We start from the raw sequence: 24,757 nt of genomic DNA, 5'->3' as shown, positions 1-24,757 counted from the left end.
GGCCCACCCCCTGGGCCGGCAGCCGGAGGCTCTAGGCCGCCCCGGCCGTCGAGTCCGACATCGGTGCGGATCGGCCGCGACCCTGCAGCCGCGCCACAGGGACGACCAGCACCGGGACATCGGCGCTGTTGAGCACCTCCCGTGCCACCGCCCCCAATCCGATCGAGGCACCGTTGTGATGATCTCGACTCAGGACGATCAGCTCGGGGTCGCCTGTGTGGTCGGTCAGGACGTCGGCCGCATGGCCGTTGTCTCGCACCACGGTGGCCGCCACCCCTGGAAACTCGTCTCGGAACGGACCGACCAATTCCTCCAACGCCGCCACGCTGCGCTGCTCCCACTGGCGATAGAGGGGCGCGCCGAGGACCTTGTCCCAGACGAGCATGGGCCGCAGGTCGACTGCGGACACGACGCGCAGCGGTGCCTCGGACCGCATCGCCTCCCGGAACGCCAGCCGGAGCGACTCCTCGTCGTCCGCCGCCGGATCGACACCGACGACGATGGTGCCCGGGTGATGGGGCCGGTCGTTCCACACCGGCGGCACCACCACCAGCGGAGACGACGCACGAGCGGCGAGCCGGAGCGCGGTGGTCCCGATGCGCACGCTGCGTAGGGGACCCATTCCGCGCTTCCCGACGACGAGCAGGTCTTGCTCGCCGACCGTGGCCAGCAATGCGGAGACCGGGTGGCCGAACCGGACGAGCGTACGCACGCTCAGCTGTGGATGCGCGGCCACCACGCGGTCGCGGATGTCCTCGAGGAGCACCCACTCGTGACCCGCGTCCGCATCGGCCTCGCGTCGATCCGGGACGCCGACGTCGACCACCCCGACCAGCATCAGCGGCCCGCCCGTCGCCAGCGCCGAGGCGACGGCATAATCGACCGCGGCCCGGTTGCGCTCGGAGCCGTCGACACCGACCACGACCTTCGCCTGGTCCTTCTCATAGGTCATCGCAACGCACAGCTCCTCCGGTTCACTCTCACGGACTTCTCCAGCAAACCCTTCACTCATGCGCCGCGCGGAGAGGCCATGGTCCGGAGAGGTCGGGATGAAGGTCCATGACCGCACCCGCTCAACGCTCACGGTCATCCGGCTCGGACGGGCAGGGCACCACGGCGACAGGCACCTCTGCGTTGTGGATCACCTCGCGCGCGACCGGTCCGAGGCCCCAGGTGCCACGCACGTCGTGGCGTCGCCCGAGCACGATCAGCTGAGCGCCGATCGACCTGTCCAAGACGATGCTGGCGGCGTGGCCGCGATCTCGCTCGATCGTGACCTGAACCTGCGGATACTCCTCACGCAGCGGTTCGATCGCCGCCTCGAGATCCACGGTGCTGCGTTCCTGGCCATCTCGCACGAGCGGTGTGTTGGCGGTCGGGTCCCAGACGAGCACGGGACGCAGGTTGACCGAGTGCATCACCACCAGCTCGACCCCGTCGCGGCAGGCCCGCTCGAGCGCGGCCCGCAGCACCGGCGCATGGAGACTGTCCGGGTCCACGCCGACGACCACTGGTTCTCCTCGGTGGTCCGCAGGGCTCCAGCCAGGCGGCACGACCGCCACGGTCCCGAGGGCCCGTCCGGCGACCCTCATCGCCGTCGACCCGACCAGGAACCGATGAGAACCCCCGAGTCCGCGTTTGCCGACAACCAGCAGATCCTCGACGTCCGAGTACCCGAGCAGAGCTGGCACCGGGTGATCGAACTCGATCAACGACACCGTCCGCACGCCGGCATGTGCGGCTTCGACCTCACGCTCGATCTCCTTCAGCACGGGCCACCGGCGCCCGTCGACGGCGCCATCCTGATGTCGCACCGGGTGTCGCACGGCGCCGATCGGCACGAGCGGTCGCCCAGTTGCAGCCGCTTCCGCGATCGCGTACGCCACCGCGGCGCGGTTGGGCTCGGAACCATCCACGCCGACCACGACCCTCGGCTCGAGCGGTGGCAGCGGGCGGGTCGGGGCACCCGAGGGCTCCTCGTCCACCGCCGTCTGCCGGCCAGGACTCGAGGTCGCGGTCATATGTCCTCCCTCACGAGGTCGGGTGATCGGCTGATCGCTCCAGGGCCTTCAGGGAAACCCGTCGGTTGCGGAGGGTGCCAGGGACGTAGGTCCGGCAGGTCGGGAACAAAGTCCTCAGGCACCCGAGCCTCAACATGCGCCTCCCCACGGCCGAGGCGCTGCGCCCCGGAGATAGCGGTCCGGGCCGCCTGCCGCCCGGGCTCCGGAACGGAACCACGCCTCCAGTCCTGGCGCGTCGCGCCGTCCGAGCTCTTCGAGAAGCACCTCGCGGATCTCGACCGCCCGCAGCTTCGCGCCGGGGTCCGTGGCCCGGTCGAGGGCCACATAGCTGGATCGCCAGGCCATGCACAGGTCCGAGTCGGTCAGCGCGTCGGTGACTGCCAAGACAGCCTCGACCGGATCGATCACGTGGGGTCTGATCGCCACTGCCACTGCCGCTGCTTCTACCGCTGCCGCCGCCGCCTCTGCGCGCGAGCGTCGCCTGCCCACCCGGTGGCGGCGCTTGACCGGCCGCGCGGTGCGCGGTGGCCAGCCGAGCCACCCCATCTCCCACGCGGCGGCGAGCCCCGCGGCTGTCACCAGCAGACCACTCGTCCAACCGAGCGCGACGATGAGCCCTGCGCCAGCCAGCGTCGTGGTCGGCCACAGCAGGCTCCTGACGAGCACGACCTTCCACTGGATCGGGCCCGTGTCGGGTCCCAGGCACACCAACAGCGAAACGGTGATGAAGCTCGCGCCCGCCCACCAACCGAGCGTCATCGGCACGGACCACGCCATGAGTGCGGCCATGCCGCAACCGGCCACGATGGCGGCCACGGCTGTCCACGCCCAACGTCTCATGCGGTCACCGACGCGCATTCGTCGACAGCTCAGAAGGCCGGGGCCGGGTCGACGCCGGCCTTCTCGAACAGGCCGTCGTGCCGGCCACCCGCTCCCCTGTCGATGCCCACCAGGATCCGGATGTCTCGGACATGTCGTCTCCTCACGGGCACGGCGCATGCGGCCGTCCCGTTCCCACTCTCATCGAGGCCAGCGCAAGCGGGCAGGGACGTTGGTCCGGGTTCCGAGGACCTTCGTCCGCACTCACCGCTGCCGGTAGGCCCCGACGGCAGTTGGCAGGGTCGGGAAGAGTCGCTCCTCACCGATCCGGTCCAGGATGCCGGAGGGAGCCAGCGAGTCACGCAGGTCCTGCTTGATCCTGGCGATCGCGAAGACGATGCCTCGCTCGCTCAGCGCGGTGCGCAGCGCCTCGAGCGCGTCCACCGCGGTGACGTCGACCTCGGTGTTCGCCTCGGCGTTGAGCAGGAACCACTCCACCGGCTGCTCGGCAGCGTCGACCGCCGCGAGCGCGCGGGTGCGGAAGTCCTCGGCGTTGGCGAAGAAGAGCGGCGAGTCGTAGCGGTAGACGAGCAGGCCGGGCACCTCTTCGGCCTCGGGGTAGTCGTCCACGTCGTGCATCCCCGCCAGCCCCGGTACGTGGCCGAGGACCGCGTCGTGCGGGTGCGCGACCCGGCGCAGCAGGTCGAGCACGGAGAGACCGACCGCGATCAGTACGCCCCACATCACCCCGGCGACGAGCACTGCCACAGTCGTGACCAGAGCGAGGACGAGCTCGCTGCGCCGGAACCGGGCGAAGCGACGCAGCTCACCGACCTCGACCAGCTTGGTGGCGGCATAGACCACCACAGCGCCGAGCGCGGCCTCGGGGAACGCCTCCAGGACCGGCGCAAGGAGCAGCACCGCAGCCACCGTGGTGGCGGCCGCGGCGTACGAGGTCAGCTGCGTACGCCCGCCCACGGCGTGGCCGATTGCGGTCCTGCTGCCGCTGCTGCTGACGGGGAATCCGTGCAGGAGCGCCGAGCCGAGGTTGGCCCCGCCCAGGGCGAGCAGCTCCCGCCGCGCGTCGACATGTTCGCCGGCGCGGGCGAAGGCGCGGCCGGTGAGGATGTTGTCCGTGTAGCCGACGAAGGCGACGCCGAGCGCCGGGCCGAGCATCGCGACGATGGCGCCCGGCTCCAGGACCGGGAGACCCGGGGCCGGAGGCCGGCTCGGGATCTCGCCGACCAGCTGCAGTCCGTACCCGTCACCGAGCAGTGCCACCAGCGCGGTGGCGGCGAGCATGCCGATCAGCGCGACCGGGGCCCGCGGGGCGAGCAGGGAGCCGGCGATCATCGCCGCAGCCGCGCCACCACCGAGCAGCAGAGTGGGGACATGGACCTGGTCGAGGTTGCCGAGGAAGCTGCGCAGCTCGGCCAGCACCCCGTCGCCGGTGATCGTGACGCCGGTGAGGTTGTCGAGCTGGGAGACGACCATGAGGACCGCGATCCCCGCCATGTAGCCGATCAGCACCGGCCGCGAGAAGAGCTCGGCCAGCACCGAGACCCTTAGGAACCAGCCCACCACGCAGATCGCGGCGACCACGAGCGCAAGCGTCGCCGCGAACGAGGCGGGGTCCTCGGCCGCGGCCGGGGTGGCCCCGATCGCCGCCGCCGTCATCAGCGCAGTGGTCGACTCCGGACCGACCGAGAGCAGCCGGGAGGTGCCCAGCAGGCCGTAGACCACCATCGCACCGACGCACGCCCACAGCCCGGTCTCGGGAGGGAGACCGGCCAGCTCGGCGTACGCCATCACCTGGGGCACGAGGTAGGCGGTGATCGTCACGCCGGCGAGCAGATCGAGCCACAGCCAGCGCCGCTGGTAGCCGGCGATCCACGGCGGCATCACGCGGCGTACGTCCATGGCAGCACTGTCCCACGAGTCGCCGTCCGCCCGCCGCCGTCAGGGCAGAGGCCCTAGTCGAGGGGCACCGACCACTCCACCACGGTGCCCTTCGGCGAGGCCGGCTCCACGGTGCACCAGCCACCTCTCATCTCGGCACGTTGGCGCATGTTGGCCAACCCGCTCTCCACCACCTCGGCGGGGACGCCGACTCCGTCGTCGCGCACCCGGAGCACGAGGTCGGCACCTGCCGAGAGCGACACCTCGACCTCGCTCGCGTGCGCGTGACGCACGGTGTTCGACAGCGCCTCGCCGAGGACGGCGAGGACGTCCTTGGTGACCTCGGGCGTCGACCGGAGCCGGACCGGACCCGAGAAGATGAGCGCCGGGCGGAACTTGAGCGACTCCGCAGCCCGGTTGACCACATCGGTGACCTGGGACTGGATGTCGCCGCTGTGCTCGGGGGCACCGAGCTCGAAGACCGCGCGCCGGAGGTCGCGGATGGTGTCGTCGATGTCGTCCACAGCCTTGTCCAGGCGGGCGCGAAGCTTGGGGCTCTCGGCCAGGTTGAGCCCGCCCTGCAGCCGCATGCCGATGACGAAGAGCCGCTGGATCACGATGTCATGGAGGTCGCGACCGATCCGGTCGCGATCGTCGTAGACGGCCAGCCGCTGGCGCTCCTCGCGGTTCCGCGCAAGCCGGATGGCCAGCGCGACCTGCTCGGCGAAGGCGTTGGCGACGGCCAGATCCACGTCCTGTGCCTGGTCGGCGTGCTCGCGGCGCCAGGCCAGCGCGAGCACTCCCACGGCGTTCATCTCCTCGGAGGGGTCGGTACGTCCCAGCGGCACGAGCACCCCAGGCCCGATGTCGCTCAGGTCGATGACGGCGGCCGCGCTTCCGCCACCGGCGGCGGTCGCGATGTCCTCGACCATCATCGGCGCGCCGACGCCGATCGCCTGGCCGGCGACCGACTCCCGCAGCGGCGCGTTCTTCAGGGCCTCGAGGTCGATGTCGGTCCCTGAGACCACCTCCACCCGTAGCCGTTCGGCCATGGGTCCCGTGACGACCCAGGAGACGTCGGCACCGGAGATCTCGCGGGCGCGGTCGGCGACCAACTGCAGCGCACTCGTGCGGTCGATGTCGCCCATCAGGGCACTGGTGATCTCGGCGCGGGCGTCGAGCCATCGGCTGCGGCGGGCGGCCTCCTCGGCCAGCAGGGCGTTCTCGATCGCGACGCCGGCGGCTGCTGCCAGGGCGACCACGATGTCCTCGTCCTGGTCGGTGAACTCGTCGCCGTCGATCTTCTCGGTGAGATAGAGGTTGCCGAACACCTTCTCCCCGATGCGCACAGGCACGCCGAGGAACGAGTGCATCGGCGGATGGTTCGCGGGGAATCCGTAGGACGCCTGGTGTGCGGTGATCTCAGGCAGCCGGAGTGGCTCGGGGTGGTCTATCAGCAGGCCGAGCACACCGTGTCCGCTCGGCAGGTCGCCGATCAGGATCTGATCGTCCACGCTGAGCCCTTGGGTGATGAACAGGCGCAGCCGGCGATCGCCGGCGCTGGCAAGGACTCCGAGCGCTGCGTACTTCGCGCCGGCCAGTGCCCCGGCCACTTTGACGATCCGGTCCAGCAGGTCGTCGATGGAGAGCCCTGTGCCCATCGTGACGATGGCATCGAGCAGCAACCGCCACCGCACCTGCTCGTCTCGAGCATCGGTGACCCTGTCGAGCACTTCGGTCAGCAGTTCGTCGAACGGTGCACCGTGAACTGTCGCTGCTTCGGTCGTGGAGCTCGATCCACGACGTTGTCGGGGCGGTGTGCGTCCCACATCGACCCCCCATCAGATGAGTGGTATGCCCCTAACCTATCCCCCTTGCAAGGTCCTGGTCACCAGAATCGCAGCTTGGGTGCGGCTCTCCAGGCCCAGCTTGGCGAGAAGGGACGAGACATAGTTCTTCACCGTCTTCTCCGCGAGGTGCATCTCCTTGCCGATCTGACGGTTCGTCAGCCCCTCGCCGATGAGCGCCAGGATCCGGCGCTCGTGATCGGTCAGGTGCTCGAAGGCGGAGTTGGTCTTCGGACCGCTGCGGATCCGCTCCAGGACCTGCGCGGTGACCGCGGGGTCCAGCATCGACTTGCCCGCGGCGACCTGGCGAACGGTCTCGACGAGGTCGGCGCTGCGCACCTGCTTGAGCAGGTAGCCGGAGGCGCCGGCCATGATCGCGGAGAACAGCGCGTCGTCGTCGTCGAACGAGGTCAGGATCAGCGCGGCGATGCTCGGGTCGACCGAGCGGACGTCGCGGCACACGTCGATGCCGGAGCCGTCAGGCAGCCGGCCGTCGAGGATCGCGACGTCGGGCCGCAGCGCCGGGATCCGGCGACGGGCCTCGTCGGCGAGCCCGGATTCGCCCACGACGACGATGTCGTCCTCGTCCTCGAGGAGGTCCTTGATCCCGCGGCGGATCACCTCGTGGTCATCGAGCAGGAAGACCCGGATGGGTTCCGCTGCGCTCTCCAGCGCTGCTGATTCGGTCACCGGCTCAATCTACGACCGAGGATGGCCCCTGCCAATGCGCGTCGTGCCCGCAGGCCGAGGACCAAGGTCCCTAGACGGAGCCGCGTCCGTCCGTCGCGCGCGCTCACGGCTGACCCGTTCCGACGGGGCTCGGCTCGGGCGCCAGCGCCTCACCCGACGGCATCGACGGCGCCGGCGGGACCAGTCCGGCCGGGTCGCTCCCACCCTGGTCGAGCCGGAACGGCGGGTAGGTGTCGGTCATCAGGCAGACGTACGCGGCGACGCGGACCGCCCACCGGTCGATACCGAGGACGAGGTCGAAGATGCCCTGTGGGTAGCGACGCCCGAACAGCATCGCCACGCCGGCGAAGAGGACCAGCAGTCCGACGACCCCGCTCCCCCAGGACCAGGCGATCGCATCGGTCCCCTGGGTCGCGTACAGGCCGCTGCCCAGGAAGAAGGCGAGGACCATCAGGTGCGGGATCGCCAGCAACCACGACTTCACCAGCACCAGGCCGCGAGAGAGCTGCTCGGGGTAGGCGATGTGGAGGCGGGCCGGGTAGCCGGGCACGTCCTCGAGGGTGAACGGCGGATAGGTGTCGGTGCCGAGCGCGGCGTAGCCGTAGTAGTTCACCCGCCAGGTCCAGCGCATCACGCCGAGATTGAAGTCGAAGATCGCCCGCGGGTAGCGACCGGTGAACAGGATGGCGAACCAGGCGATCACGGTGAGTACGGCGAAGGCGATCCAGAGAAAGAGCAGGATGACGTAGTGCGGGATCAGCAACAGCCACTTGACCAGCCACAGCGCGCGGCTGATCCCGGAGTCGAGGCGTCCCTCCAGCACTACCGGGGAATCGAATGTGTTCATGCCTCCACCCTCCGCGCACTGCGGGCCGGCGGCATCGGACCAAGGTCCTCGGGTCGGGGACGTGCGCCACTCCCGACGTGCACCCACGCGGTCGGAAGGTGGTGACACTGGCAGGACGCGGTGGGCGCGGCGCCAGAGGAAGGACGTGAACCCAGATGCGAGCAGCAGTCGTGTACGAGTCGATGTTCGGCAACACCGCCACGATCGCCACCGCGGTCGCCAACGGACTCCGGGACGCCGGCGTCGAGGTCGAGGTGATCCCGGTGGCGCTCGCCGGCGATGACCTGCTCCACGACCACGACCTGGTCGTGATCGGGGCACCGACGCACGCGCTCGGGCTGAGCAGGCCCAGCACCCGCGCAGATGCGGTCCTCCAGGGCGCTCCGGCCGAGGTCGAGGCCCGCGGCGTCCGGGAGTGGCTCGCGGAACTGACCGACGCGGAACCGAGGTCGGTGCGAATCGCCACCTTCGACACCCGGGCGCGAGCGATGCGCCACCTCCCGGGCTCGGCCGCCCGGCACGTGGCCCATCTGCTGCGCCGCCGGGGCTACGACGTACCCCCGGCCACCAGCTTCTACGTCGCCGCCACCGTCGGACCCCTCGCCCATGACGAGGAGTCCCGGGCCAGCGACTGGGCGGCGGACCTCGGGCACCAGCTCATGCGGCAGGTGGCTTGAGATGTCGAGGCTCCCCAACGAGACCACCTTGCACGCGATCCTGGAGCTGGCCTGCCGCGCACCATCGGTCCACAACACCCAGCCCTGGGCATGGGTCGTACGCGACACCATGCTGCTGCTGCGAGCCGACCCGCACCGCAAGCTCCTCCACGCCGACCCGAACGAGCGCGATCTGGTGGTGAGCTGCGGCGCCGCGCTGCACGAGCTCGTCGTGGCGGCGGCCGGGATGGGCTGGGAATGCACCGTGCACCGCACCCCCGAAGGGGGCCGCACCGATCTGCTCGCCGTGGTGACGTTCACGCCCCGGGACCCCGGCGTCGCGGACCTCGGCATGCTCGCGGCCATCGAGCAGCGGCAGACCGACCGGCGCCAGGTCTCGTCGTGGCCGGTGCCACGCCAGCGCCTCGACCACCTCGCCGGCCTCGCCCTCGACTACGGCGTCGTGGCGACCACGGTCCCCGACCATCTGCGTCCGGTTGTAGTGGCCGCCCTGGAGACCGCTCGCGCCCATCAGACCACCGACGAGGCGTACGTGGCCGAGCTCTACTCCTGGACTCGCGGAGGCAGCGACGCGGGCGTCCCGCAATCCAGCCTGCTCGCCGCCGACGCCGATCCGACCTCCTACACCCGATTCCCGAGCGGCACCCTCGCCGAGGACCACGACGAAGCCGGGGTGCCGGCCGAGGAGTGGCTCGTCCTGGCGACCGCGTCCGACGATCCGGGCTCCTGGCTGCGCGCCGGGGAGGCACTCGACGCGATGTGGCTCTCGTGCACCACCTCAGGGCTGGCCCTGGTGCCGTACACGCAGCCGATCGAGGTCGGCTCCACCCGGCGCACGCTGCAGCACGACCTGCTCGGCGACAACTCCTGCCCCCAGGTGCTGGTACGCATCGGCTGGCCGCAGCGCCACCACCGGCCGCTGCCCCCGACCCCGCGGCGTGCTCTCGACGACGTCCTCCACCACGAGAGCGCCTCGTCCTCGTGACCTACTGCTCGATCAGGTCGCCGATCGAGCCAGAGCCAGGCACGGCCCCGTCAGCGGCATGCCAGCCGGTCGGGACGACAGCCACCGGGACGGTGGCGCGGTGCAGCAACCGCCGGCTCACCGACCCCAGCGGCATCCGCCAGTGCCGGCCGTGGCCGGGTCTGCCGACCACCAGCAGCGATGCGTTCTCGGCCAAGCCGAGGATGACCTCCACCGGAGGGCCGGTCGGGGTGCGCTGTGTCACCGGGACGTCCTGGTAGAGCGCCCGCAGCGGGGCCACCGCCGCATCCTGGCCGTCGGCGACGCGCTCCATCCACTCCTCCCCGCTCTCGAGGAGCATGCGCGTGCCCGGCTCCACACCTGGCTGCCAGGCCGAGACAGCGACGAGCGGGCGACCCTGCTCGTGCGCGTGCGCCAGGGCGAACTCCACCGCCTCCAGGTGCGGCTCGAGCGCGTCGATCGCCACCACCACCGGTCTCCCGGCTGCTGGGGGCGACCAACCGGACGGCACGGCCACGACCGGCACCCACGCGTTCTGTGCGATCGTGATCGCCGTCGCCCCCACATAGGAGTCGTCGCTGTCCTCATCGGCACGGCCGACGACAACCATCTCGCTGCCCAGCGACCGAGCGAGCAGGGCGCTCTCCGAGCCGACCAGGACCGAGGACGCGACGTTCACGCCCGGGTGATCCTGGCGTACCTCCTCGACCAGGTCTGCCATCTCGTCCGTCGCGTCGGAGACCGAGCCACGTAGCGTACGCTCCCACGCCGGACCGGCGTCGTCGACGACGTGACACAGCTCGATCCCGAGACCGCTCGCCGCCGCATGCGCCAGCGACCACTGGGCGGCTGAGGTGAGACCGAGCGGACGGTCGACCCCGACGAGCATCCTCGGTACGGACCGCCGCGCCCGGATGCGTCGTTCGGGCTCCTCGCTCGCCTCCGGCCCCGGCCCCTCCACCAGTTGACGTGCGTCGCCGAGCAGGCCGACCGCAAGCTGCTCGAGGGCGCGACTGGTGGCGAGCGTCTCCCCCACGGCCAGGTCCTGACCGGGGCACAGACCCGCGTCCCCGGTGCCGACCAACGCCTCTCGGCCGCTGGCGTGGAGCTTCGCCTCGGCGTGCACGGTGCCGTCCTCGCTGTCGAGGAACACGTCCACCGCCCACACCGTGCCGGCGTGGCGCTCCACCTCGGAAGAAGTCTGAGAGCTCACCGATCCGTCTCCAGCCAGCCCATCAGATCTGCGAAAGGGTTGGTCGCGCGCTTGATCACCGTGCTCATCTGTCCTCCATGGGTTTCGCGGACACCCGTGCGGCGCCTCCGTCCTCAGTCTTGTTCCGCTCGAGTCGGGGCTCACGAGACCTTGGTCACCCGTGCCGGGACCTCCGCCACCTGCCCCGTCGAGCAGGGGGTGGTTGCCTGGGAGCGCAACCCCTACGGCTCTGGAAGGGAATCTCCGATGCTCGACTCCTTCGACGTCGTGACGATCACCCTGAACCCGGCACTGGACGACTCCTTCTCCGTGCCGAGGCTGATCCCAGGAAGCAAGATGCGGGGCAGTACGCCCCGGATCGACCCCGGCGGCGGTGGCATCAACGTTGCCCGGGTGCTGCACGTGCTCCGGATTCCGACACTGGCGGTCTTCCCCGTGGCCGGTCACATCGGTCAGGCGCTGACAGAGCTGCTGGAGGCCGAGGAGCTCTCCTTCGAGGCGATCGAGGTCGCCGGCGAGACCCGACTCAGCCACCACGTCACCGACCTCAGCACGGGACTGGAGTACCGCTTCGTACTGCCCGGGACCGAGCTCTCCGCCCCCGACCTGCACCGCTGCTTCGAGGTCGTACGCCGACGGGGTCACCAGGCGGCGTACGTCGTGCTGAGCGGCAGTCTGCCGCCCGGAGTCTCCGCCGACGTCGTCTCCTGGGTGAGGAGCCAGGCCGACTCCATCGGCGCGCGACTGGTCCTCGACACCTCCGGCGGTGCCCTCGCGCACGCGCATGGGGCCTTCCTGCTCAAGCCGAGCGTGCGCGAGCTCGGGGACCACCTCGGGCGCAGGCTGGACACTCTCGACGAGCAGCTGGCCGGCGCGCGGGAGCTGCTCCTGGCGACGGATGCGGGCGCGATCGTGCTCTCTCGCGGCCATCTGGGAGCCGCCCTGGTGACCGGGGCCGGTGCGGAGCTTCTCCCGGCCGTCGCAGGCGATGTCGTCAGCGGCGTCGGTGCCGGCGACGCCCTCGTCGCAGGGATCGTCGCCGGGCTCGTGCACGGCTGGGAGCTCTCCCGGGCAACCCGGCTCGGGCTCGCCTGCAGCGCGGCCATGATCGCGACACCGGGCACCTCGGTGTTCTCCGGCGACGACCTCGCCGCGTTCACGGGCGACCTTCCGCCGATACCGGCGGCGACGTCGGGTGAGGCGATCTGACGACGCGGTCCTCGACAGGGACGACCACCGTCAGTGGCCTGCGCTCGTCTCCCCCGCCCGCAGGCCCAGCGTGTTGATCGCGGCCTCCGCGCTGGCGGCGGCGGTGCCGCCGGTGTCGATCGTGACCGCTCCCGGCCATGCTGTCTCGGCTCGACCCATGTGGGCCGCGACCATCTCGTCGGCATCCGAGATGCTGTCCCGAGCGGCGATCCGGGCGGCAGCCACCTCGGGGGCGACCGTGCAGCGCAGGACCGTGAGGTCGCTGTACGTCGTGTTCGCGACATACTCGACGAGAACCCGATGTGCCGGGTCCGTCCAGGACGCATCGAGCACGACGGACTCGCCGCGGGCCAGCAGCGCCGTCGCGCGGTCGAGCAGCTCGGCGTAGGTCCGCCTCGTCCACGCGGGAGCGTAGATGCCCTCCTGCCACCCAGCTGTGGCGTGAACCATCGGATCGATGCCGGCCAGCTCCTTCCGCAGGCGGTCGCTGCTGAGCACGACCATGTCCAGCCGGTCGGCAACAGCACCGGCCAAGGTGGACTTGCCCGTTCCCGGAGCTCCTCCGACGGCGATGAGCCTGACCTCTCCGCGGCGCAGGTGATCGCGCGCGAGCTCGGCGAGGCGTACGGAATCGGCTGCTTCGTCGGCAACGAGCTGCCTCGCCTGAGCCTGTTCGGTGCGCAGCGCGGTGACCTTGGCTCGCATGAACGCGCGGTCGGCGATGTAGTGATGTACGAGGGAGGTGGGGACGGTGTCCGCGCTGAACTCGCGGTAGGCGGCCACCAGGTCGAGCGCCTCCTGGGACGCACCCAGCCGTTCGAGGTCCATCGCCAGGCATGCGACGTCATCGATCGCGTCGAGGCGGCGCAAGCGGTCATCGAACTCGAGACAGTCGAGGATGCGGGGTCCGTCGGGCAGGCAGAAGATGTCATCAGCGAGGAGGTCTCCGTGACCGTCGACGACTCGCCCGGTGCGGATCCGCTGGCCGAACAGCTCCTCGCGGCCGTCCAGGTAGCGGCCGCTGAGCCGCTCCACCTCGTCGACGAGGGTCCCGTCGAGAAGCGTGTCCCGGAATCGGGCGACCTCCTCCAGGTTGTGCCGCCAGCGGGAGCGCAGCGCCGGCGTGCTGCCCTCGGTCGAGATCTCGGGACTCCGCTCGGCACCGGCATGGAAGGCGGCCATGACCCGTGCGATCCGGCGCACCTCGTCGGAGAGGTCCTGTCCTTGCCGCGCGAGAGTGGCGAGGCGCCTGTCGTCGGGCATACGCCGCATCACGACGGCGGGCTCGGTGGAGCCATCCGCAAGCAGGAGATCGGTCAGGCCGACGTACACGTCGGGCGCCAGCCTGCGGTTGAGCTCCAGCTCCCGGCGGCAGACCTGGCGGCGGACCGCCCGCTCACCAAAAGTCCAGGAATCCGAGGTCGACCGGCTTCTTCAGCTTGTACGCGGTCTCCCCCACGAGCACAACCAGGCCCGAGTGTGTCTCGCGCAGATCTCCGTACGCCACGGCGCGGCCTCACTTCATCGGGTCATGTCGAGGACCGCGACGCCCCGGACACGGTCGGCGGCGAGGTCGGCGAGCGCCCGGTCGGCCTCGCTCATGGCGTACGGCGTGACCTCGGCGTGGATGCCCAGCTGGCCTGCGAGCCTGAACAGCTCGACCCCGTCGGCACGCGTGTTGGAGGTGACGCTGGTGAGCGTGCGCTCCCGGAAGAGATGGCGCTGGTAGTCGAGCGGTGGGATGTCGGAGACGTGGATGCCTGCGACCGCACAGGTTCCGGCGGCGCCGAGATCGGCGAGGGCGTCGCGTACGACCTCACCGGCGGGAGCGAACACGATCGCCGAGTCGAGTGGCGGAAGGGCTCTGCCGGGCTCGACCGCGGAGGCGGCGCCCAGATCGAGCGCGAGCCGGCGCGCCGACTCCCCGCGCGTGACGACGTGCACCTCCGCGCCCTGGCGGATCGCGATCTGCGCGGTCAGGTGGGCGCTCGCGCCGAACCCGTAGAGGCCCAGGCGGCCTCCCGGCGGGAGCGCGGCGCGGCGCAGCGCGCGGTATCCGATGATCCCCGCACACAGCAGCGGTGCCGCCTGGAGCGGTTCCAGCGAGTCCGGGATCCGATAGGTGTACGCGGCGGGGGCAACGGCGTACTCGGCGTAGCCACCGTCGACGTCCCATCCTGTGTAACGAGACTGCTCGCAAAGGTTCTCGGCGCCGGTTCGGCAGCATCGGCAGCGCCCGCAGGTCGAGCGCAGCCACGGCACACCGACCCGCGTGCCGACACGGGGACCGTCGACTTCGTGATCGTAAGCAGCCAGCACCCGGCCCACGATCTCGTGACCCGGCACGACCGGACTCCGACGAGCGGGAAGATCGCCGTCGACGACATGGAGGTCGGTCCGGCACACGCCGCACGCCTCCACTCCGATGAGCACCTCTCCCGAAGCCGGTTCGGGCACCGCGAGCTCGGCGACCGACAGGCGCCCGTCACCTGGCGTACGCCACCCCCGCATCGTCGCCATCACGAGCCCTCCCCCGCGGGCGGGCGCATGTTCCTCAGGTCGGGATCGGGTGCCTGCGGCAGCGGGCGCAACCGCACCTTCGCGTCGACGACCGAGACTCCGTGCTCGTGCACGATCACCGGGTTGAGGTCGATCTCGGCGACCTCCGGAACATCGTCGGCGAGACGACCGAGGCAGACCAGGAGGCGCTCGACTGCGGCCGCGTCCAACCGAGGCGCGCCGCGGTAGCCGGAGAGCAGCGGCGCGGTGCGGAGCTCGCCGAGCGCTGCGGCGGCATCGGCGCGGCTGAGCGGCGTGAGCCGGAAGCTGCGGTCGCCGATCAGCTCGGTGTAGGTGCCGCCGTAGCCGACCATGACCAGCGGTCCGAAGACCTCGTCCTGCGTCACGCCGGCGATGAGCTCGACCCCCTCGGCGACCTGGCGCTGGACGAGCAGACCGGGGTGCTCGGTCGGGGTGCGGAGCAGCTCCTGCGCAGCTGAGCGCACCTCGTCGGGACCGTTCAGACCGAGGCGTATGCCGCCCACGTCGGTGCGATGCACGATGTCGGGGTCGGCGATCTTGACCGCCACCGGACACCCCAGCCATCCAGCGGCATCGACGGCCGCATCCGCATCGGCGGCGAGCACGCTCGGGACGACCTCGATCCCGTACGCACCGAGCAGCTGCCGCACGTCGTGCTCCGCCAGTCGGCCTCCCTCCGGCGCCACCGCAGACGTCCTGGTGATGACGTCACGAGCCGCCGCCCGGCTGCCGGGCCCCGCGTCGGCGACGGCTTGGCGTGGCTCGGCCCGCCACTTCGCGTAGGTGGCGATCGGGCCGAGCGCACGCGCAGCGTCCTCGGGGAACGCGAAGACGGGCACATGGCGGCTCCCGGCACTGATCGGACGACTCGGACCCCGCTGGTCGAGCACGACGGCCACAGTGGTGACCGGGGGGATGGCATCCTCCGGTGCACGGCGCAACGCTGTGCGCAGCGCACGGGCGAAGGATGCGTACGAGAGCGCGGGCAAGGCCGTGCGCAGCACGATCAGCATGTCGACCTCCCCGCTGCGGGCGATCGTCGAGACCACCTCGGAGTAGGCCTCCCCAGCGACTCCTGACCCGAGGTCGACCGGCATCTGCACCGACGACGCGTCGGGCACCGTGTCGCGGATCCTGGCCATCGTCTCGGCACTCAGCGTCGCCAGCTGCAGACCGGCACGCTCGCAGGCGTCGGCGGCCAGGATGGCCGGACCGCCGGCGTTGCTGACGATTCCCACCCGACGGCCGCCGGGCAGCGGCTGGTTGGCCAGCAGGCTGGTCGTCTGCAGCAGCTGCTCGAGGCCGTCCACACCGATCACACCGCACTGCTGGAAGAGTGCTTCCACCCCGGACGTGGACGTCACCGCCGCCGCGGTGTGACCGACGGCCGCCTGCCGACCGGTCCGGCTGCTGCCGCCCACCAGGGCGACGACCGGCTTGCGTACCGCGAGCCGCCTCGCCACCCGAGAGAACTTGCGTGGGTTGCCGAACGACTCCAGGTAGAGCGCGACCACGTCGGTGGCATCGTCCTCGGCGGCGTACATGAGCAGGTCGTTGGCGCTGACGTCGGCCTTGTTCCCCGAGGAGATGAACGCCGACAGTCCGACACCGAGCTCGTCGGCCCGTTGCAGCGCGGCGATGCCCACCGCACCGGACTGCGCCATCATCGCCACTCGTCCGTGGGCGACGCTCGTCGGCGAGAAGGTGGCGTTCAGGCGCACGTCGGGGTCGGTGTTGGCGATGCCGAGACAGTTGGGGCCCACCAGCCGCATGCCCGCCCTCCGGGCCACCACAAGGATCTCGTCCTGGAGCCGTCGTCCCTCCGGGCCGTCCTCGGCGAAGCCGCTGGCAAGGATCACCAGATTCCGTACGCCGCTGTCGGCACAGTCCCGCACGACCTCCAGCACCTCAGCGGCCGGCACCGCGACGATCGCCAGATCCACCGGTGCCACCTCGCGTATCGAGGAGCGACAGCCGAGCCCGAGCAGGTAGTCACTGTGGGGGTTGACCGGATGGATGGTGCCGGTGAACCCGGCACGCAGCAGGTTGCGCACGACCTGGTGCCCGGCCCGCTCCACACGCCGGCTTGCCCCGATCACGGCCACGGAGCGCGGCCGCAGCAACGCGCGCAGAGAATCGGCGTCGGCCCGCTGCTCGCGGGAGATCATCGCCTCCAGCACCCGATCGGTGAGCCGCACCGGGAAGCGCAGCTCGACGGTCTCCTCATGTGGGACCGAAGTGATCTCGAACCCGGATTGCTGGATGACGTCGAATGCGGCAGCGTTGTCAGCCATCACGTACGCGACGAAGTCGGTCACCCCGGAGCCGGCCGCCGCGACGGCGAGATGCTCGAGCAGCAGGGTGGCCACGCCGCGTTGGGCATATCCCTCGGCGACGACCACGTCCAGCTCGGCCTCCTCGTCGCGTCCCGTCTTCATGGCGGTCGCCAGCCCGACGACGTGACCGTCGACGGTCGCCAGCTTCCCGAAGGCCTCATCGCTGGTGAGCCGTGGGAGCAGGGAATCCACGAAGTGCACACCGTCGTGGTGGCCGACGTGGACGAACGGCTCGCGGCGATCGCCCTCGGAGCACGCATCGTGCAGCCGGACCAACCGGTCCCGGTCCCCCGCCACCGCATCGCGTACGCGGGCGATCGTGCCGTCGCGCAGCAGCACGTCCTTCCAGCCCGGTCCCTGTACACCCAGCTCGATCCGAGCGGTCATCGTGCTACCCCCTGCTGTCGATCTCCGCACCCGCGCCATGCGACGCGTCGGGCCATCAACACCAGCGAACCGCCCGCGGCCCGCGCGCCGCGAGAGAACGGAGTCCGAAGGATTGGGGCCGTACGTCCCCTGGGCACGAGGACGTTCGGCGGGCCGAGGTCTGCCCTTGTGTCCTCACCCCGGGTGCAGTCTCGGCCGCACACAGCGGGGACGTCTCTACGTTCACGGCGCCTCGGGCGCGGGCGGCACCACCTCGACGGGGCAGCTGGACTCCCGGAGCAGTGCGTGCCCGGTGCCGCCCAGGCGCCGCAGCGGGAACGCATGCCCACGTCGGCCGATGACGAGCAGGTCCGCCCCCTTCGACTCGTCGGCTATGACCCGGGCGGGCTGTCCCTGGCGGATCTGGATCCAGGCCTCGGTCCCGACCGCGTGCGGCGCCAGGTGCCGCGCCCGGTCGAGGGTCTGCATCAGCCGGTGACGAGCATCCGCCTCCCAGGCGACCTGGTCGTGCTCCAGGGTCGTGTCGTAGAAGACCGCCGGCAGCTCCCACGCATGCACGAGAACCAGCTCGCCACCACGGTCGGCGGCCTCGCCCAACGCGTGGGCGACGAGCTCGGCGGAGGCATCCAGATCCGCGACGGCGACGACGACACGGTAGGCGTCCTGGCCCGGAGACCACGCGGCCGGGACGACGACGGCGGGCACCGGCGCGCGGGAGGCGACCCGGCCGGTCACCGAGCCGGTCACGAGGCGGGACAGAGCGTGGCGACGATCGTCGCCGAGGACCACCATCCGGGCGTCGGCGGCCGCGTGAACGAGCTCGGCGACCACACCACCGTCCCGGAGCGTCGTGGTCACGTGGTCGGCACCGACGAGCTCGGCGGCCAGCTTCTCCGACCGGTCCAGAACGATCTCGCCGGCCTCACGCAGCTCGTCCGCCAGTCCCTCGTAGCCGTACGGGTAGAAGACACCGGTCGCGACCGCGAGGTCGACCGCGTGGACGAGCCACAGATCGGTGCCATCTCGTCGGGCCGCCGCATAGCGGATCGCCGCTCGGCCACCCTCTCCCCCATCGACGGCGACCAGGATCCGGTCGTGCTCGGACATGTGCCCTCCTCACGAGCTCGGCACGCGCGTCCGGCTCCCGAGTCTCCAATGTCGTCGAGACGGCCGGCGTACGTCAGGGCCTTCGGGGTCACGCACGGGGGACCTAGGTCCACTGAATCTCACCGGCACCGGCGTCATCGCCGCAGCTGAGTGCCCGACGTACCGGCCAGCACGCCGTCGATCTGGTCGAGAGAGCCGATCGCCGAGCGTCGGCCGGTGCGTCGGGTGAAGGCCGATACGGCCTCTACCTTCGGGCCCATCGACCCGGCGGGGAACCACATCGATGACAGCTCGGCGACGCTCACCTCGTGCAGCACCTTCTCGGCGGGATCGCCGAAGTCCCGGATCACACCCTCCACGTCGGTGATGACGAGCAGCAGGTCGGCGCCGAGCCGCTCCGCGGCGAGGGCGGCCGCCCGGTCCTTGTCGACCACCGCGTCGACGCTCTCGTACCTTCCATCTCGATCCACGACCGGCACTCCCCCGCCGCCGGCGAGCACGACGGTCACGCCTGCGTCGAGGAGCCGCGCGGCCATCGGGAGCTCGACGATGTCACAGGGAAGCGGGGAGGCGACGACGCGTCGCCAGCCATCGTGGTCCGCCTGGATCGTCCAGCCGTACCAGCCGGCGAAGCGACGCGCCGACAGCTCGTCGTAGACCTGCCCGATGAACTTGGTCGGCACCTGGAACGCCCCGTCCTCCGGATCCACGACGGTCTGACTGACGAGCGTCACCACCTCGCCGGCCATCTCGGCGAGAAGAGCCTGCTGGAGCCAGAGCCCGATGAGGCCCTGGGACTCCGCAACCAGGTCGGCCAGCGGATAGGGCTCCGAGAGGCTGGGGTCCGAGCCGCTCTCGAGCGCCAGCAGACCGACCTGGGGCCCGTTGCCATGGACCACCACGACCTGGTGCTCGCGGGCAATGTCCGCCAGGGCGGCCGCCGCCGCGGCCACGTGCCGGCGTTGGGTTGCCGCGTCCGGCCGCTCGCCACGCCGCAGCAGGGCGTTGCCGCCGATGGCGACGACGATCCTCACTCGGGCCCCTTCCTCCGATGGTCGTGGACGGGTCCAGCACACTCCGATCGCGATCTCTGTAGGAGTGCCGAAGGTCTCCCCGGCTCGGGACCTTGCGCTCATGACCGACCTTCCCGGGCGAACGAGGCTGGGCGTATGAAAGACCAGCACTCGCAACGGGGATGACCATGCTTGTTCGAGAGATCATGACCCAGTCACCGGTCACCGTACGGAGGGGCACTCCCGTCAAGGAGGCGCTCGCCCAGTTGCGTGACCACCACATCACCGCCCTCCCGGTGGTGACCTCCGCCGGCCGCGTCTGCGGTGTCGTCGCGGAGATCGACCTGATCCGCGACCGCGTCCTGCAGGATCCCCGTGCGCACGTGCTCCCGCCTGCGCCGGTCACCGATCGGCCGGCGGCGTACGTCCAGGACGTGATGAATCCGGTGACGATCGCCGTCCGAGCGAGCGCAGAGGTCGCCGTGGCCGTCGACATCATGGCCGACCGGGCGCTGAAGAGCCTTCCGGTCCTCGATGACGACGACGTTCTCGTCGGGGTCATCAGCCGCAGCGATGTCGCCAGCGCCCTGGCCCGCGACGACGACACGATGATCCGGGACCTGACGGCGCTCGTCACCGAGCTCGGTCACCCCGACTGGGTCGTCGACGTCGCCGACGGAGGTGCCGTGATCTTCGGTCCGGCGACACCCAAGGAGCGCGCCCTGGCCGAGTCCGCCGCAGCGACCGTCCCGGGAGTCACCCGGATACGTACCGACTCGCAGCAACCACACACCGAGGAGTGACCCACCATGAAACGCATTCTGATCCCAGCAGCAGCGGCGGCAGTAGCCTCGCTCGCTCTTGTCTCCCCGGCATCGGCGGCCGCCAGTGACGGGCAGGAGTTCGGACACCACGTCGTCCACTGTGCTCAGGCCGTCGGCTTCGACGGCTCACACAACCCGGGCATGCACCAGGGCTTCCGCGGCTTCACCGCCGACCACATGTGCATGATGGCGGGCTGACCAGATGCCCGCCGACACCGCACCCGCGCCGATCGTCGTCGGCGTCCTCGATCCCGAGGTCGAGACGGGACTTCTGGAGTACGCCGGGCGGCTCGCCGCGACCAGCGGCCACCCGTTGCGCCTGGTGCACGTCTTCCAGGCGAACGTCCTGTTCGGAGATCCCATCCTCGGTCTCCCCGGCGCGATGCAGCCGCAGTCGATGATCATCGACGACTCCGCGGTCGGGCGGATTGCCGAAGAGCTGCTCGGTGAGGCCACCGCGATCGCCAGGGACGTCGTCGCCGGAGCCGTCGATGTCTCCGGCGAGCTGTTGCGAGGCCATGCGGCCCACGTCCTGATCGAGGAATCGGAGGACGCGCACCGAGTCGTGATCCAGCGCCGCGGGTTCTCTCGCATCCACCGGATCTTCACCGGATCGATCTCCTCCCGGGTTGCGGCGCACGCCCACTGCCCGGTCACCGTGGTCCCCGAAGGCTGGTCGGCCGAAGGCCGCACCGGAGTCGTCGTCGGCGTCAGTGACGACAAGAGCGACACTCAGGTGCTGGGTCACGCCCTCGAGGAGGCGACCCGGCTGGGTGAGCCGATCACCTTGCTCCACGGTCTCGATCTGCCCGCCCTCCATGGGGACCTGGTCGACCACGCCACCACCCGGGACTGGACGGCACGTGGCGAGCAGTACCTGGCCGATCTCGTCGAGAGGGCCCGCGACCAGGTCCCGGAACATTCCCAGACACCCCTCGCGACCCGCGTCTTCGCGGACGCCCCGGCCGACGCCTTGGTGGTCGCGAGCGAGCAGGCCCGCCTCGTCGTCGTGGGACGAGCCTCGCATCTCAACGCGTTCCCACACCTGGGCGGAGTGACCCGCGCGCTGCTTCGCGAGGCGGGCTGCCCGGTCGAGGTCCTTCCGCTGCCGAGCTGACCGGCCATCATCGCCGCTAGCCCTTCACCGCCCCCTCAAGACCCTCGCTGCGCAGGAAGAGTCGCTGGAAGAGGAGGAAGAAGAGGATCGGCAGCGCGGCGGAGATCGCCATCGCGGCGAGCAGGACCGAGAGGTCGGTGGTCGGCGCGATGGAGGGCAGCCTGACCGCGATGGGCTGCTTGGCCGGGTCGGGGAGCACGATCAGCGGCCAGATGAAGTCCTTCCACGCGGCGAGCACGGCGAAGACCGACACCACGCCGAGCACCGGTCGTGACATCGGCAGGACCACCGACCAGAAGAGCCGGTACGCCCCGGCGCCGTCGATCCGCGCGGCATCCAGGATCTCGCGGGGCAGGCTGTCGAAGAACCGCTTCATGATCACCACGTTGAACGCCGAGGCGCCCGCGGGCAGGAACGCTCCGGCGTACGTCCCGACCAGCGACCAGTGCACGACCGGCAGGCTCAGCACGGTGAGGTAGAGCGGGACGAGCAGCAGCACGATCGGCACGAACATGGTGGCGAGCACGGCTCCGTAGATGACCCGCCCGAACCGCGGCCGCAGCACCGAGAGCGCATAGCCCGCGGTGGTGGCGACCACCACCTGGACGGCCCAGGATCCGGCGGCGATGACCACCGTGTTGACCAGGTAGGCCGACAGGCCCAGCTCTGTCCACGCCTGCGACAGGATCGAGAGGTCCGGCCCGTTCGGCCACAGCGAGATCGGCGAGCGCAGCGTGTCCTGGGTCGGCGTGACCGCCGACTTCGCCAGCCACAGCAGCGGGCCGAGGCAGACCACGACCAGCGCCAGGAACATCGCGAGCTGCACGCCACGAAGACCCCAGCGCACCGACGTACGCCGCCGGTCGAGGGAGGAGACGAAGCTCATCAGTCGCTCCATCCGCGAGTCAGCCGGAAGTAGGCCCACGACAGCAGCGCCAGCCCGACCGCCATCATCAGGCTCAGCGCGGTCGCGGGGCCGTAGTCGCCGCCGCCGGTGGTGCTGCCGAAGGCGTACTCGTAGATCAGGAGCAGCAGCGTCAAGGAGGCGTGCGAGGGCCCGCCGCCGGTGAAGAGGTAGGGCTCCAGGAAGACCTGGGCGGTGCCGATGATCTGCAGGATCAAGGTGATCAGCAGCACCGGGCGCAGGTGCGGGAGGGTGACGTGCCAGACCTTGCCGAGCACGCCCGCTCCGTCGGCCGAGGCAGCGTCGTAGAGCTCCTGCGGCACCGTGGTCAGGGCCGCGAGATAGATGATCACCGTGCCGCCGGCCGCGGCCCAGGTCGCCTCCATCACCAGCGAGGGAAGCACCCAGTCGGCCGACTCCAGCCACGGCACCGGCCCCAGCCCGACCCAGCCCAGGATCGTGTTGAACACTCCCCCGGACCCGGCGTCGTAGAAGGTCTTCCACAGCAGCACCGCCACCGCGGGCGGCACCACGACGGGCAGGTAGGCCAGGCAGGCGTAGAGCCCTCGCAGCCTGCGCAGCGAGCTGAAGACCACCGCCATGACCAGCGGGATCGGATAGCCGAAGACGAAGGCGATCGCCGCGAAGACGGCCGTGTTGCGCAGCGCCACCGGCAGCAGCGGGTCGGTGAGCACCGTACGGAAGTTGTCCAGGCCCACCCACTCCGCAGGCCCGACGAGGTTGGTCTCCTGCAGGCTCATCACCACGGTCCGGGCGATCGGCCACCACGAGAACAGCCCGAAGACGAGGAGCATCGGCAGCAGGAAGACCAAGGTCGCCGCGCTGCCGCGCCACCATTTCGCGACCACGGAGACGCGGGATGTACGCCGGCGAGCCGGCCCTCTCACGAGAGCCGGCCCACCCACCCGGGACATGTCAGCGACCACGCTCAGCCCTTGTCCAGGATCTGCTGCACCGAGGCGTCGGCATCCTTCAGCAGCGCGGGGATGTCGGCGTTCTCGTCGCTGAGCACCTTCTGCACGACCGGGTCGAGCGCGCCGTACACGGCCTGCGTCTGCGCCGGCGGCTCGGCGACCAGGGTGAGGTCGAACATCCTCGAGGTGTAGCCGGTCATCTGCTCCAGCGGCACGTTGACGTAGTCCTTCACCCAGCCCTGGTAGGTCGTGTACGACGCCTCGTCGAAGATCGGGAAGGTCGGCGTCCCCACGGGCTGCTCGGCAGCGGTCTGGGTCTTCGCGTCGGCGACAGCCGCGGACTCGTCGGTGTACTTGCGGACCCGGAAGAAGTCCGCCCACGCGACGGCCGCCTCGGCCTCCGCCTCGCTCGCCTTGGCGCTGACGACGTTGACCGAGCCTCCGCCGAGGGCGCCGGCGTCGGCAGAGTCGCCCATCGGGACCGCGGTGAGCCCGTACGTCTTCGGGTCGATCGCCGAGGTGGTGACGAGGGAGTTGTAGACGTCCGATCCGCTGATGTACATCGCGACCTTCCCCGCCGCGAACGCCTGGTTGATGCTGTTCCAGTCGTAGGCGGTGCTGCCGGAGAAGGACTTGTCGGTCCAGCGCATGTCGTGCAGCAGCTGCAGCGCCTGCTCGGTCTGCGGGTTGTCGACGGTCGCGGTGAACGTGTCACCGTCCTGGGTCTCCATCCGGCCGCCGAGGGAGTAGGTCAGGGTCGTGAGGATCCAGCCGCCGGTGTTGCCCGTGGTCATCTCGGCATACCCGGTGGCACCGGTCCGCTCGTTGATCTGCTTGGCAGCCGCACGCAGCTCCTCCCAGGTGGTCGGCGGCTTGTCGGGGTCGAGGCCGGCCTTCGTGAACAGGTCGCGGTTGTAGTGGAGCGCGTTGGCGTAGACGTCGGAGGGCAGCCCGTAGACCTTCCCGTCGGTGCCCTGCGCCGCGGCCAGCACGGTGGGGTTGAGCTGGTCGAAGTAGGGCAGCTCGCGGACCTCGGCGTCGACGTCGGCGACCTGCTTGCGCTCGACGAGGCCCTTGGTGTCGGTGAACGGCACCCGGAACGAGATCGGCAGCGTGCCGCCGGAGAGCTGGGCGGGGAAGGTCTGCGCATTCCACTGCCACTCCACCGGCTTCACGGTGATGTCGGGATGCTCCTTGTTGAAGGCCGCCGCCTGCTCCTTGACGGCGTCGATCGTGGCCTGCTTGTCGCCGGGGCGCCAGCCCTCGACGGTGATGGTGACTCCGTCGCCGTCGTCCGACGACTCGCCGCACGCGGCGAGCGAGCCGATCACGACAACCGCGACCGCGGCAAGCGCGACATTGCGCAACCGAGTGGTTCTCATGGGT

At 70.6% G+C, this 24,757-nt stretch carries 22 protein-coding genes; 6 read left to right on the top strand and 16 right to left on the bottom strand.

From position 1 onward, the window contains the following. Positions 1–31 precede the first annotated feature (31 nt). The 7 genes from ABZY89_RS16720 to ABZY89_RS16690 form a co-directional block, all read right to left on the bottom strand. Complete coding sequence (locus tag ABZY89_RS16720; protein ID WP_355228944.1) at positions 32–952, bottom strand: universal stress protein; 921 nt, start codon at positions 950–952, stop codon at positions 32–34. A 121-nt stretch (positions 953–1,073) separates the two neighbouring features. Further along, positions 1,074–2,021 (bottom strand): universal stress protein, encoded by a 948-nt coding sequence (locus ABZY89_RS16715; protein ID WP_355228942.1) that lies wholly within the window; start codon positions 2,019–2,021, stop codon positions 1,074–1,076. Between the two features lie 129 nt (positions 2,022–2,150). After that, positions 2,151–2,861: a hypothetical protein gene (locus tag ABZY89_RS16710; RefSeq protein ID WP_355228940.1), complete on the bottom strand. Its 711-nt coding sequence runs from the start codon at positions 2,859–2,861 to the stop codon at positions 2,151–2,153. A gap of 243 nt (positions 2,862–3,104) precedes the next feature. Continuing rightward, a complete protein-coding gene (sulP, locus tag ABZY89_RS16705; RefSeq protein WP_355228939.1) occupies positions 3,105–4,760 on the bottom strand; it encodes a sulfate permease in 1,656 nt (551 codons plus the stop codon). A gap of 53 nt (positions 4,761–4,813) precedes the next feature. Beyond that, positions 4,814–6,472: a GAF domain-containing protein gene (locus ABZY89_RS16700; RefSeq protein ID WP_355228937.1), complete on the bottom strand. Its 1,659-nt coding sequence runs from the start codon at positions 6,470–6,472 to the stop codon at positions 4,814–4,816. Between the two features lie 132 nt (positions 6,473–6,604). Beyond that, the gene (locus ABZY89_RS16695) at positions 6,605–7,276 is read right to left on the bottom strand and encodes a response regulator transcription factor (RefSeq protein WP_355228935.1); all 672 of its coding nucleotides are present in this window, start codon (positions 7,274–7,276) and stop codon (positions 6,605–6,607) included. Between the two features lie 103 nt (positions 7,277–7,379). Continuing rightward, positions 7,380–8,123, bottom strand: coding sequence for a DUF4389 domain-containing protein (locus tag ABZY89_RS16690; RefSeq protein ID WP_355228933.1), 744 nt, complete (start codon positions 8,121–8,123; stop codon positions 7,380–7,382). 155 nt (positions 8,124–8,278) lie between these two features. Between ABZY89_RS16690 and ABZY89_RS16685 the strand changes: the two genes are divergently transcribed. Continuing rightward, positions 8,279–8,800, top strand: a complete 522-nt coding sequence (locus ABZY89_RS16685) for a flavodoxin domain-containing protein (protein ID WP_355228931.1) — start codon at positions 8,279–8,281, stop codon at positions 8,798–8,800. Position 8,801: 1 nt separating this feature from the next. Continuing rightward, a complete protein-coding gene (locus ABZY89_RS16680) occupies positions 8,802–9,785 on the top strand; it encodes a hypothetical protein (RefSeq protein ID WP_355228930.1) in 984 nt (327 codons plus the stop codon). A gap of 1 nt (position 9,786) precedes the next feature. Here ABZY89_RS16680 and ABZY89_RS16675 read toward each other — a convergent pair whose 3' ends face one another. Continuing rightward, on the bottom strand, positions 9,787–10,998 hold the full coding sequence (locus ABZY89_RS16675; protein WP_355228928.1) for a universal stress protein: 1,212 nt from the start codon (positions 10,996–10,998) through the stop codon (positions 9,787–9,789). Between the two features lie 246 nt (positions 10,999–11,244). Between ABZY89_RS16675 and ABZY89_RS16670 the strand changes: the two genes are divergently transcribed. Beyond that, on the top strand, positions 11,245–12,207 hold the full coding sequence (locus ABZY89_RS16670) for a 1-phosphofructokinase family hexose kinase (RefSeq protein WP_355228927.1): 963 nt from the start codon (positions 11,245–11,247) through the stop codon (positions 12,205–12,207). Positions 12,208–12,237: 30 nt separating this feature from the next. Here ABZY89_RS16670 and ABZY89_RS16665 read toward each other — a convergent pair whose 3' ends face one another. The 5 genes from ABZY89_RS16665 to ABZY89_RS16645 all read right to left on the bottom strand — a co-directional run bounded on the left by ABZY89_RS16665 (position 12,238) and on the right by ABZY89_RS16645 (position 19,612). Next, positions 12,238–13,539: an AAA family ATPase gene (locus ABZY89_RS16665; RefSeq protein WP_355228925.1), complete on the bottom strand. Its 1,302-nt coding sequence runs from the start codon at positions 13,537–13,539 to the stop codon at positions 12,238–12,240. A gap of 189 nt (positions 13,540–13,728) precedes the next feature. Continuing rightward, positions 13,729–14,727, bottom strand: a complete 999-nt coding sequence (locus tag ABZY89_RS16660; protein ID WP_355228923.1) for a zinc-binding alcohol dehydrogenase family protein — start codon at positions 14,725–14,727, stop codon at positions 13,729–13,731. Beyond that, positions 14,727–17,471 (bottom strand): GNAT family N-acetyltransferase, encoded by a 2,745-nt coding sequence (locus ABZY89_RS16655; protein ID WP_355228921.1) that lies wholly within the window; start codon positions 17,469–17,471, stop codon positions 14,727–14,729. The genes ABZY89_RS16660 and ABZY89_RS16655 overlap by 1 nt, the downstream gene beginning before the upstream one ends. 222 nt (positions 17,472–17,693) lie before the next feature. Further along, the gene (locus ABZY89_RS16650) at positions 17,694–18,578 is read right to left on the bottom strand and encodes a universal stress protein (RefSeq protein WP_355228919.1); all 885 of its coding nucleotides are present in this window, start codon (positions 18,576–18,578) and stop codon (positions 17,694–17,696) included. Between the two features lie 134 nt (positions 18,579–18,712). Then, positions 18,713–19,612 carry a carbamate kinase gene (locus ABZY89_RS16645; RefSeq protein WP_355228918.1) on the bottom strand — a complete coding sequence of 300 codons (900 nt, stop codon included), beginning with the start codon at positions 19,610–19,612 and terminating at the stop codon, positions 18,713–18,715. A 185-nt stretch (positions 19,613–19,797) separates the two neighbouring features. Here ABZY89_RS16645 and ABZY89_RS16640 point away from each other — a divergent pair, with 185 nt between their 5' ends. Genes ABZY89_RS16640 through ABZY89_RS16630 form a run of 3 tightly spaced genes read left to right on the top strand, consistent with a single transcriptional unit; the run spans position 19,798 to position 21,532 of the window. Continuing rightward, entirely contained in the window at positions 19,798–20,394 is a 597-nt protein-coding gene (locus ABZY89_RS16640; RefSeq protein ID WP_355228916.1) for a CBS domain-containing protein, read from the top strand. 6 nt (positions 20,395–20,400) lie between these two features. Further along, positions 20,401–20,613, top strand: coding sequence for a hypothetical protein (locus ABZY89_RS16635; protein WP_355228914.1), 213 nt, complete (start codon positions 20,401–20,403; stop codon positions 20,611–20,613). Positions 20,614–20,617: 4 nt separating this feature from the next. Further along, positions 20,618–21,532 carry a universal stress protein gene (locus tag ABZY89_RS16630; protein ID WP_355228913.1) on the top strand — a complete coding sequence of 305 codons (915 nt, stop codon included), beginning with the start codon at positions 20,618–20,620 and terminating at the stop codon, positions 21,530–21,532. A gap of 16 nt (positions 21,533–21,548) precedes the next feature. Here the strand turns inward: ABZY89_RS16630 and ABZY89_RS16625 are convergent, their stop codons facing one another. The 3 genes from ABZY89_RS16625 to ABZY89_RS16615 form a co-directional block, all read right to left on the bottom strand. Continuing rightward, positions 21,549–22,418, bottom strand: a complete 870-nt coding sequence (locus ABZY89_RS16625) for a carbohydrate ABC transporter permease (RefSeq protein ID WP_355228911.1) — start codon at positions 22,416–22,418, stop codon at positions 21,549–21,551. Then, positions 22,418–23,305 carry a sugar ABC transporter permease gene (locus tag ABZY89_RS16620; RefSeq protein ID WP_355228909.1) on the bottom strand — a complete coding sequence of 296 codons (888 nt, stop codon included), beginning with the start codon at positions 23,303–23,305 and terminating at the stop codon, positions 22,418–22,420. The genes ABZY89_RS16625 and ABZY89_RS16620 overlap by 1 nt, the downstream gene beginning before the upstream one ends. Before the next feature lie 80 nt (positions 23,306–23,385). Next, positions 23,386–24,753, bottom strand: coding sequence for an extracellular solute-binding protein (locus ABZY89_RS16615; protein WP_355228907.1), 1,368 nt, complete (start codon positions 24,751–24,753; stop codon positions 23,386–23,388). Between the last annotated feature and the right edge of the window lie 4 nt (positions 24,754–24,757).

The organism is Nocardioides sp. NPDC006303 (assembly GCF_040613175.1).
Taxonomy (GTDB): Bacteria; Actinomycetota; Actinomycetes; order Propionibacteriales; family Nocardioidaceae; genus Nocardioides.
Note: the sequence above shows the minus strand (reverse complement) of the source record. Positions and strands in the feature narration are given on the sequence as shown.